The 8,853-nt window shown below is 67.5% G+C and carries 12 protein-coding genes; 1 reads left to right on the top strand and 11 read right to left on the bottom strand.

Annotated elements, in window-relative coordinates; translation table 11 throughout:
* Nucleotides 1-196 precede the first annotated feature (196 nt).
* The gene (gene ptsP / locus EV685_RS18980; RefSeq protein WP_130483621.1) at nt 197-1,981 is read right to left on the bottom strand and encodes a phosphoenolpyruvate--protein phosphotransferase; all 1,785 of its coding nucleotides are present in this window, start codon (nt 1,979-1,981) and stop codon (nt 197-199) included.
* Nucleotides 1,982-2,144: 163 nt separating this feature from the next.
* On the opposite strand from ptsP, the gene EV685_RS18975 reads away from it, so the two are divergent.
* Complete coding sequence (locus EV685_RS18975) at nt 2,145-3,014, top strand: GNAT family N-acetyltransferase (protein ID WP_130483620.1); 870 nt, start codon at nt 2,145-2,147, stop codon at nt 3,012-3,014.
* 21 nt (nt 3,015-3,035) lie between these two features.
* Here EV685_RS18975 and EV685_RS18970 read toward each other — a convergent pair whose 3' ends face one another.
* The 10 genes from EV685_RS18970 to EV685_RS18925 form a co-directional block, all read right to left on the bottom strand.
* The gene (locus tag EV685_RS18970) at nt 3,036-3,305 is read right to left on the bottom strand and encodes an HPr family phosphocarrier protein (RefSeq protein ID WP_130483619.1); all 270 of its coding nucleotides are present in this window, start codon (nt 3,303-3,305) and stop codon (nt 3,036-3,038) included.
* Entirely contained in the window at nt 3,274-3,729 is a 456-nt protein-coding gene (locus tag EV685_RS18965; protein WP_130483618.1) for a PTS sugar transporter subunit IIA, read from the bottom strand. Before EV685_RS18965 ends, EV685_RS18970 begins: the two co-directional genes overlap by 32 nt.
* Before the next feature lie 98 nt (nt 3,730-3,827).
* Nucleotides 3,828-4,361: a hypothetical protein gene (locus EV685_RS18960; protein WP_165396867.1), complete on the bottom strand. Its 534-nt coding sequence runs from the start codon at nt 4,359-4,361 to the stop codon at nt 3,828-3,830.
* 48 nt (nt 4,362-4,409) lie between these two features.
* Nucleotides 4,410-5,180 (bottom strand): flagellar biosynthetic protein FliR, encoded by a 771-nt coding sequence (gene fliR / locus EV685_RS18955; protein ID WP_130483616.1) that lies wholly within the window; start codon nt 5,178-5,180, stop codon nt 4,410-4,412.
* A 22-nt stretch (nt 5,181-5,202) separates the two neighbouring features.
* Nucleotides 5,203-5,472: a flagellar biosynthesis protein FliQ gene (gene fliQ / locus EV685_RS18950; RefSeq protein WP_130483615.1), complete on the bottom strand. Its 270-nt coding sequence runs from the start codon at nt 5,470-5,472 to the stop codon at nt 5,203-5,205.
* A gap of 16 nt (nt 5,473-5,488) precedes the next feature.
* Nucleotides 5,489-6,286 (bottom strand): flagellar type III secretion system pore protein FliP, encoded by a 798-nt coding sequence (gene fliP / locus EV685_RS18945; protein WP_130483614.1) that lies wholly within the window; start codon nt 6,284-6,286, stop codon nt 5,489-5,491.
* Nucleotides 6,279-6,662, bottom strand: a complete 384-nt coding sequence (locus tag EV685_RS18940) for a FliO/MopB family protein (protein WP_130483613.1) — start codon at nt 6,660-6,662, stop codon at nt 6,279-6,281. Before EV685_RS18940 ends, fliP begins: the two co-directional genes overlap by 8 nt.
* Before the next feature lie 34 nt (nt 6,663-6,696).
* The gene (fliN, locus tag EV685_RS18935; protein WP_130483612.1) at nt 6,697-7,155 is read right to left on the bottom strand and encodes a flagellar motor switch protein FliN; all 459 of its coding nucleotides are present in this window, start codon (nt 7,153-7,155) and stop codon (nt 6,697-6,699) included.
* Nucleotides 7,145-8,152, bottom strand: a complete 1,008-nt coding sequence (fliM, locus tag EV685_RS18930) for a flagellar motor switch protein FliM (RefSeq protein WP_130483611.1) — start codon at nt 8,150-8,152, stop codon at nt 7,145-7,147. Before fliM ends, fliN begins: the two co-directional genes overlap by 11 nt.
* Nucleotides 8,153-8,189: 37 nt before the next feature.
* Nucleotides 8,190-8,804 (bottom strand): flagellar basal body-associated FliL family protein, encoded by a 615-nt coding sequence (locus EV685_RS18925; protein ID WP_130483610.1) that lies wholly within the window; start codon nt 8,802-8,804, stop codon nt 8,190-8,192.
* Nucleotides 8,805-8,853: the final 49 nt, after the last annotated feature.

Raw genomic sequence — 8,853 nt, 5'->3', positions numbered from 1 at the left:
ACCCTCGACACCGAAGCCTTCGCTTCGCCTCGCTGACTGCTGCAACCCGAAAGTTGTTGCGATCAGCGAAGACCGCAATTATGCAGTGAAACGAATGAGGCGCGCAAGTGAGCTTCGGACAAAGACCTAGAAGCTGAGTCAGGTTTCGGGGTCGTCCAAGGGGCGAACGGGCACTGCCGCCCCTTGCGTCCAGTCGTCAGGCTGCCGCCCTGACGCCACCTGGGACGCTGGCGCGGATCACGCTGCGTGGGTCTTCTGATTGAAGGACTTCCCGCGCATAGGTCTCGAGGCGATGCGCCTCGGATCGAAGGATGCGCTGCTTGACAGCCGGGATGCAGGCCGGGTGCATGCTGAAGGAGCGCAGACCGAAGCCGAGCAGCAGCTCCGTGAAGTCGATGTCGCCGGCCATCTCGCCGCAGACGCACACGTCCTTGCCTGCCAGACGTCCTTGCGCGATGGTGTCGGCGATCAGGCGCAGCACCGCCGGGTGCCACGGGTCGTATAGGTGCGCGACCGCTTCGTCGGCCCGGTCGATCGCGAGCGTGTACTGGATCAGGTCGTTGGTGCCAATTGACAGGAAGTCGAAGTGGCGCAGAAAGAGGGGCAGGCTCAACGCTGCGGCAGGCACCTCGACCATGGCGCCTATCTCGACGGCCCCATGCGCCACCCCTTCACGCATCAACTGGTCACGCACACGTCGAAGCACCGCCATGCTGGCGGAAATCTCGTTGGCGTGCGTCAGCATCGGGATCAACAGACGCACAGGCCCATGAGACGCTGCCCGGTAGATGGCACGCACTTGTGCCTCGAACATCTGGGGCTCGGCCAAGCTCCAGCGGATCGCACGCAGGCCCATGGCCGGGTTCAGCGTGTGTTCGTGGCGCAGCTCCTGCCCGGACATGCGTTCGAGCGGCTTGTCCGAACCGATGTCGACCGTGCGGATCGTGACCGGCAGGCCGCCCATGGCGAGCACAGCATCTCGATAGGCGATGTACTGCTCTTCCTCGTCGGGCAGTTCGCCTTCCCGGTTCATGAAGAGAAATTCACTGCGGAACAGGCCGATGCCCTCGGCGCCACTGGCCAAGGCTGCAGGAGCGTCCCCTGGCAACTCGATGTTGGCCAGCAGTTCCACCCGAGCGCCGTCGAGTGTGACGGCCGCCTTGTGGCGCAGTCGGTGCAGGCGTTCGCGTTCGACCTGGGACTGACGCTGGCGAAAGCGGTATTCCTCCAGCACGATCGGCGGCGGGTCGACGATCACCAGCCCGCCATCGCCGTCGATGATGACCCAGTCGTCCTGGCGGATCAGCCGGCTCGCTTCCCGGGCGCCGACCACGGCGGGGATGTCCAGGCTACGGGCGACGATGGCGGTGTGGGAGTTCTTGCCGCCCACATCGGTGACAAAGCCGGTGAACACGCTGCCCTTGAACTGGAGCATGTCAGCCGGAGAGATGTCGTTGGCGACCAGCACCAGTGGATCCTCACCGGCGAAGTCGCGCGCGCCAACCTTCGGGCCGACAGCTGACGTGCCGCGCTCGCCCGACTTGTCGGCCAGCGCCCGCAGCACGCGCTCGGCAACCTGTTCGAGGTCGGCCTTGCGTTCGCGCAGGTAGTCGTCTTCCATCTCGTCGAACTGGCGGGCCAACACCTCAAGCTGGGCGGCCATGGCCCATTCGGCGTTGTAGTGGCGGTCGATGATCCAGGCGCAGGTAGCTTCAGCGACGGCTTCGTCGTTGAGCAGCATCAGGTGGACGTCGAGCAACGCCACCAGCTCGTGCTGGGCATCGGCCGGCACGGCTTGCTTGAGGGCCTCCAGCTCGACGCTGACGCGCTTGCGGGCCTGTCGCAGGCGGGAGATTTCGGCCGGCGCATCGACCGGGTCGATGTAGTAGTGCGCGACGTCGATGCGGCTGGACGCCACCAGCACGGCTCGTCCGATGGCGACGCCCCGCGACACCGGCAACCCGAACACTTGCAAGGTCATGCGGTCATGCTAGCAGCGGGCATGCCAGCGGCCGATCGGGTCTGTCCCCGAGCTTGAGGAGACATGCGGGCGGCAGCGGCGCACTGTCATCAAAGCGTCGTGGGATCGACATGGGCGGGTCATCGGTCTTGGCGAGCATGCGTCAAAGCCTCAGGAGATGACCATGCTTGAACTGCCCCAGCCCACCCTGGCACTGGCCGACCTCTGGGGTCGTGCGCCGACGGCCCCGCGCCGCCTGCCGCTGTTGCGGCCCCGCGCGACGGTCGCGCCCGTCGTGGTCGAGGCGCCGGCCACGCCCGCGACCGAAGCGGCCTGCGTGGCCACATGGGCACGCCATGAGGCGGACATCGTCCAGGCCCAACGCCTGCGCCATGATGTCTTCGTCGGCGAGATGGGCGCTCGGCTGTCCAACCTGCCGGGCACGCCGGTCGGACTGGACCGCGACATCTTTGACGACCACTGCGAGCACCTGCTGGTGCGCGATGGCACGCAAAAGGTGATCGGCACCTACCGGGTCCTGACACCCATGGCGGCGGCGCGCATCGGCGGCTGGTACACCGAGACCGAGTTCGACCTGACCCGTCTGCGTCCGCTGATGCCGCGCATGGCCGAACTGGGCCGCTCCTGCGTGCACCCGGATCACCGCAGCGGCGGCGTGATCATGACGCTGTGGGCCGCTCTGGCCGACTTCATGGTGCGCAACGGCCTGGACACGATGGTGGGCTGCGCCAGCATCAGCATGCGCGACGGCGGTCACGTCGCCGCCAGCCTGTGGGAGCAACTGCGCCGGACCCACCTTGCACCGATCGAGCACCACGTCCAGCCGCGCCTGCCGCTGCCGGTCGAGGACCTGGACAGCTCGCTTCCGGCTGAACTGCCACCGCTGATCAAGGGCTACTTGCGTTGCGGCGCCAAGGTGCTGGGCGCACCGGCGTGGGACCCGGACTTCAACACCGCCGACCTGCCTATCATGCTGCGGCTGGCCGACATCCCGTCGCGCTACCGCCGTCACTTCCTCAAGGACGCCGCCTGAGCGAGACGTCCTCGGCAGGCCTCACTGGCCTTCGCCGAACTTGTCGTCGATCAGCTGGCGCAGCGCGTCCATCGCTTCCTGCTCGCGCTCGCCGCTGACCTCGATCTCGACCTCGCTGCCGAGCCCGGCGGCCAGCATCATGACGCCCATGATGCTCTTGGCATTGACCCGTCGGCCGGCCCGCGCCAAGAAGACGTCGCACGGGTAGCTGCCCGCCAGCTTGGTCAGCTTGGCCGATGCGCGGGCGTGCAGGCCCAGCTTATTGCTGATGGTGATGGTCGATCGAATCATGGACGTTGGTCGTGTGCGCCTGGTTCTGCGGACGCGTGGTGGCGATGGGCATGACGCCCTGCGAGCCGCCGATCATGGCCCGGCTGGCCAGTTCTTCCAGCGGCAACTGGGCGTAGTTCAAGGCACGCCACAGCATCGGGACGTTGACACCGGCCAGCACACGCACACGCAGGCCATCGGCCAGGCGCTGGGCGACGTTGGCGGGCGTGGCCCCGAAGACATCGGTCAACACGAGGGTCTCGCCGTCGACCCCGGCACCTGCGGCCAGCAGGGACCGGGCCTTGACCTCGACGTGTTCGGGCACATCGCCGGGCTGCACGTCCAGCACGCGAATGCGGTCGATCAGTTCCGGAAAAGCATGCGCCGCGACCGCATGGAAGGCCGAAGCCAGCGGAGCGTGGGCGAGGATCAACAGACGGGCCATGGCGCGGGATTATGGCGGCAGGGTGGGCGTGTCCTGGACGAAACACGGGCTCGGGCTCGAAGGCCGGTCGCCTCCAACGGTCGGACCTCGTGTGCGGTTCACACCGACCAGCGCAAGCCGTCGAGAAATTCCTGTGCGGCAGGGATCCAGCCCGCATCCGCCTTCGGACGGGCCAGCACGACCAGCTGGTAGACCCGCGCGCCGCGGGCCACGAACAGCGCCCGCGCCTGCACCGCGCTGCCGTCCGGGCGCTGGCCGCTCATCGTGGCGCGCCAGGCCGTGCCGGGTGTCGCGCCGGGCACCTGGGGCGAGCTGGCCTGCACGTCGCGCGCCTTCAGGTTGTCCAGCAGCACGGCCTGCAGGCTGGCCGCCGCTGCGGTCGCCGCGTTCGGGTCGGCCAAGGTGTACTGGGTGGCCGACCAGGTGACCTCGCCCGCGTCACAGACCAGCATGCGCGCCGGCACGCGGGCGGGTGCTGCGTCACCGGGCAGCTCAACGCTGCGTTCATGGCGATCGGGCTTGCAAGGGAACTGCAGCCGCGCGTCGGGCTCCAGGCGAACGGCACGCCAGTCCATCGTTGGTGTGCAGGCGGGCAGCGACATCGCCATCGCCAGCGTGGCCAAGGGGGTCATCAGGGGTACAGGGCGCATCGATCAATTATCGACAGCACCCACGTCGCGTCAGCCGAACAGTGACAGCATGCGTTCGAGCGCACTGGTCAGCGGTCCCTGCAGCATGGGCAGCGTCAGCATCATGCCGACCAGGCCGACCGACACGGTGATGGCAAAGCCGACCGAGAAGATCTGGATCTGCTGCGCCACACGGGAAATGATGCCCAGCACCAGGTTGACGAACAGCAGCATCGCCACGATGGGCAGGGCGATCCACAGCCCCAGCTTGAAGATCTCGGCGCCCCAGACCTGCGGCTGCAGCGTGTCAATCACCGACAGCGGGTGGTCGCTGACCGGGAAGGTCTCGAAGCTGCGGACCACCGCCAGCGTCAGCAGCAGGTGGCCGTTGATGACGACAAACAGCAGCGAGCCCAGCGTGCTCAGGAAGCGTGACGTGGCCGTGCCCTGGGCACCGGTGGCCGGGTCGAAGAAGCCGGCGAAGTTCAGGCCCATTTGCAGGCCGATCAGCTCGCCGGCGAACTCGACCGCCGCAAACACGACCCGGGCGGCGAAGCCCAGCGTCAGGCCGATCACGACCTGCTGGGCCACCATCGCCAGCGCGGTGGGGCTGTCCAGCGGCACCGCCGGCAGCGCAGCCAGCTCGGGCAGGCTGGCCTGGGCGGCCAGTGAGACCAGCAAGGCGAGGCCGACCTTGACCCGCACCGGCACCGTGCGCAGCGACAGCACCGGCGCCGACGAGAACAGCGCCAGTGTGCGCAGGAAGGGCCACAGCAGCGGCGTGAGCCACTGCATCAGCTGGGCCTCGTTGAAGCCGATCATCGGGTCAGGGCCAGCGCGTGCGTCAGCCGACCGCGGCGGGAATGGCCTGCAGCGTGCGCTGCAGGTATTCCACCAGCGTGGTCAGCATCCAAGGGCCGGCCACGGCCATCACGACCACGGCGGCGACCATCTTGGGCACGAAGGACAGCGTGGCCTCGTTGAGCTGGGTGGCAGCCTGGAAGATGCTCACCACCAGGCCCACCACGAGCACGGTCAGCAGCATCGGCGCGGCCACCATCATCAAGATCGCCAGGCCTTCCTGGCCATGGCTCATCACCTGGGTTGCATCCATCGGGGTCGGTCCTCGGTCAGGTCACGAAGCTGGCGGCGAGTGAACCCAGCAACAGGTTCCAGCCATCGGCCAGCACGAATAGCATCAACTTGAAGGGCAAGGCCACCAGCACGGGCGACAACATCATCATGCCCAGGCTCATCAGCACGCTGGCCACGACCATGTCGATGACCAGAAAGGGGATGAAGATCAGAAAGCCGATCTGGAAGGCCGACTTCAGCTCGCTGGTGACAAAGGCCGGCACCAGCACCCGCAGCGGCACGTCCTCGGTCTTGATCTTCGGGTCGACCTTGGCCAGCCGGGCGAACAGCGACAGGTCGCTCTGGCGGGTCTGCTTGAGCATGAACTGGCGCATCGGCGCTTCGCCCCGCGCGACCGCTTCCTCGAAGCCGATCTGGCCGGCCGCATAGGGCTTGTAGGCATCGGCATAGACGCGGTCGAGCGTCGGGCTCATGACGAAGAAGGTCAGGAACAGCGACAGCCCCACGATCACCTGGTTGGGCGGCGCGGCTTGCGTGCCCAGCGCCTGGCGCAGCAGGCCCAGCACGATGACGATGCGGGTGAAGCCCGTCATCATCAGCAGCACGGCCGGCAGGAAGGACAGCGCGGTGAAGAACAGCAGCGTCTGCACCGGCACCGAGAACGACGATCCACCACCGCCCTGCCCGACCAGCAAGGGCAAGGTGGCCGGTGCGCCGGTGGCGACATTGGCGGCGGCCTGGGCTAAAGCCGGTGAAGAAACGGCCGACAACACCGACAAGGCCAGAAGCGCGGCGGCCCTGGGGACGACGCGACGAAGCACAGGCTCAGACATGGTCGTCCTTGCGGCGGGCAGCACCTTGCAGACGACGCGCCAGTTCGACGCCGAAACTCGTGGGCATCGCACCCGTCGACGACGCGTCGGGATCGGCGAGCCCGCCCGGCCAGCTGTCGAGCACCTGCAGCGTGCTGACCTGCTGCGGCGTCACGCCCAGCAGCAGCCAGCGCCGTTGCTCGCCACGGCCCACCTCGACGGCGACCAGGCGTTGCTGCGGTCCGAGCGCCAGCGCGCCGACCTGCTTCAGGCCCATGCCCGCCGCCGCGCCGCCGAGCCGCCCGGCCATGCCGGAACGCTTGAGCAACCACAGCGCGACGGGGATCGCCGCCACCACCACGATCAGCCACAGCAGGGCCGTCCAGCTCGATGTCATGGGTTCCTTCTTGTATCGGTCGGTCTTGCAGGATTCACTGGCCGCGCGACAGCCGGCGCATGCGCTCGCTGGGCGTGACGATGTCGGTCAGGCGGATGCCGAACTTGTCGTTGACGACCACCACCTCGCCCTGGGCGATCAGGTAGCCGTTGACCAGCACGTCCATCGGCTCGCCGGCCAGCGCGTCCAGCTCGACCACCGAGCCCTGTGCGAGCTGCAGGATGTTCTTGATCGGGATGCGGGTGCGGCCCAGTTCGACCGTCAGCTGGACGGGGATGTCCAGGATCAGGTTGATGTCGTTGCCCGCCGGGTTGGACGACACCGTCGTGGGCGTGAAGTTGGCGAACGCCGCCGGCGCGACCGATTCGGCGCTGCCGACGACCTCGCCGACCGCGCCGCCGGTGTGGGTCTGTTCTTCGAGGGCGGCCGCCCATTCGGCGGCCATCGCGTCCTGCTCGGACGCCAGGTCCGGTGCGGTGTTGTCAGCCGACATGGCTCTCTCCTATCCAGCCCATCCCGGCCTGGTTGGTCAACATGCGTTCGATCTTGAGGGCGTAGTGGCCGTTGGAGGCGCCGTACTGGGCCTCCATCACCGGCACGCCGTCGACCTTGACCTCGATGGACTTGTTCAAGTCCAGCTCGATGAAGTCGCCGGCCTTGAGCGCCAGCAACTGTTCGACCGTGGCCGGCGCGTGCGCCAGCTCGGCCACCAGCTGCACCTCGGCGGCCTGGATCTGGTGGGTCATCAGCTTGACCCAGCGGCGATCGGGCTCGGCCGAGTCGCCCTGGGTGCTGGAATACAGCACGTCGCGGATCGGCTCCAGCGTCGCGTAGGGGATGCAGAAGTGGATCGTGCCGGTCGAGTCGCCGATCTCCAGCGTGAACGAGGTCGTCACGACGATCTCGCCCGGTGCGGCGATGTTGGCGAACTGAGGCTGCATCTCCGAGCGCTGGTATTCCAGTTCCAGCGGGTAGATGCCCGACCACGCCTTCTTGTATTCGGCGGCGATGACCTCGACGATGCGCAGGATCACGCGCTGCTCGGTGGGCGAGAAGTCGCGGCCCTCGATGCGGGTGTGGAACTTGCCGACGCCGCCGAACAGCGCGTCGATCACCGCGAACACCAGCGTCGGGTCGCACACCACCAGACCGTTGCCACGCAGCGGTCGCACGCTGACGATGTTGAAGTTGGTCGGCACGACCGTCTCGCGCAGGAAGGCGCTGTACTTCTGCACCTTGATGCCGCCGACGCTGACCTCGGGCGTCTTGCGGATGAAGTTGAACAGGCCGACGCGGATGTTGCGCGAGAAGCGCTCGTTGATGATCTCCAGCGTGGGCATGCGCCCGCGCACGATGCGTTCCTGGCTGGCCAGGTCGTAGTCGCGGATGCCACCCTTGGGCGCGTCCTCTTGCTCAAGCTTCTGGCTCTCGCCGGTGATGCCCTGGAGCAGGGCATCGACTTCGTCTTGCGACAGGATCTGCTGGTTCATCGGGTCGGTTTCCCGGGTCGCCCCGGGAGGCTCGCGGTCACTGGATGATGAAGCTGGAGAAGTGGACCTGCGTCACCGGGTTGTAGACCGGCGCGCGCTTGCGCTTCTTCTTTCCGGTGTCGGCCTCGGCTTCGGGCGGATCGATCTCGATGCCCATCGGGCGAACCGCCTCGCGCATCACCTCCTCGGCCAGCGTCTCCTTGCCTTCGCGGCTGAGCAGCTCGGTCGAGGTCTTGTGCGCCAGGATCATCAAGATGCCGTTGCGGATCGCGGGCATGTAGCCCTTCATCTGCTCGGCGAACTTGGGGTCGTCGACCTCCAGCGTCATGCCGATCTGGGCATAGCGCTCGGATTCGCGGTCGGCCAGGTTCACGACAAAGGGGTCGAGCGCGACATAGGTCGGCGGATGACCGGGGTCGTGCTTGACCGCCTTGGGCGCGGGCGCATGGGCGGCGGCCTTGGCGTGGCCGGCGTCGGCACCGGCTTCCTCGCCCTCCTCGCCTTCGGCGGCGGCGGCGTTCTTCTTCATCATGAAGAAGGCTGCTCCACCCCCCCCCAGCAGCAACACGGCCGCGAGGATGATGATGAGCATCTTCTTGGAGCCCTTCTTGGCTGGGGCGTCGCCGGCGGCGGGCGCAGCGGCAGCGGACATGCTGTTCTCCTGACAAGGGAAGCGCCGGACCCGGCGGGTCCGCGGCGAC

This window comes from Sphaerotilus mobilis (assembly GCF_004216565.1).
Classification (GTDB): Bacteria; Pseudomonadota; Gammaproteobacteria; order Burkholderiales; family Burkholderiaceae_C; genus Sphaerotilus; species Sphaerotilus mobilis.
This window is presented reverse-complemented; position numbering and strand designations above follow the sequence as displayed.

What these genes read in the sequence shown, in the direction of transcription:
- ptsP (WP_130483621.1), bottom strand. Translation starts at nt 1,981, where the DNA reads ATGACCTTGCAAGTGTTCGGGTTGCCGGTGTCGCGGGGCGTCGCCATC.
- EV685_RS18975 (WP_130483620.1), top strand. Translation starts at nt 2,145, where the DNA reads ATGCTTGAACTGCCCCAGCCCACCCTGGCACTGGCCGACCTCTGGGGT.
- EV685_RS18970 (WP_130483619.1), bottom strand. Translation starts at nt 3,305, where the DNA reads ATGATTCGATCGACCATCACCATCAGCAATAAGCTGGGCCTGCACGCC.
- EV685_RS18965 (WP_130483618.1), bottom strand. Translation starts at nt 3,729, where the DNA reads ATGGCCCGTCTGTTGATCCTCGCCCACGCTCCGCTGGCTTCGGCCTTC.
- EV685_RS18960 (WP_165396867.1), bottom strand. Translation starts at nt 4,361, where the DNA reads ATGACCCCCTTGGCCACGCTGGCGATGGCGATGTCGCTGCCCGCCTGC.
- fliR (WP_130483616.1), bottom strand. Translation starts at nt 5,180, where the DNA reads ATGATCGGCTTCAACGAGGCCCAGCTGATGCAGTGGCTCACGCCGCTG.
- fliQ (WP_130483615.1), bottom strand. Translation starts at nt 5,472, where the DNA reads ATGGATGCAACCCAGGTGATGAGCCATGGCCAGGAAGGCCTGGCGATC.
- fliP (WP_130483614.1), bottom strand. Translation starts at nt 6,286, where the DNA reads ATGTCTGAGCCTGTGCTTCGTCGCGTCGTCCCCAGGGCCGCCGCGCTT.
- EV685_RS18940 (WP_130483613.1), bottom strand. Translation starts at nt 6,662, where the DNA reads ATGACATCGAGCTGGACGGCCCTGCTGTGGCTGATCGTGGTGGTGGCG.
- fliN (WP_130483612.1), bottom strand. Translation starts at nt 7,155, where the DNA reads ATGTCGGCTGACAACACCGCACCGGACCTGGCGTCCGAGCAGGACGCG.
- fliM (WP_130483611.1), bottom strand. Translation starts at nt 8,152, where the DNA reads ATGAACCAGCAGATCCTGTCGCAAGACGAAGTCGATGCCCTGCTCCAG.
- EV685_RS18925 (WP_130483610.1), bottom strand. Translation starts at nt 8,804, where the DNA reads ATGTCCGCTGCCGCTGCGCCCGCCGCCGGCGACGCCCCAGCCAAGAAG.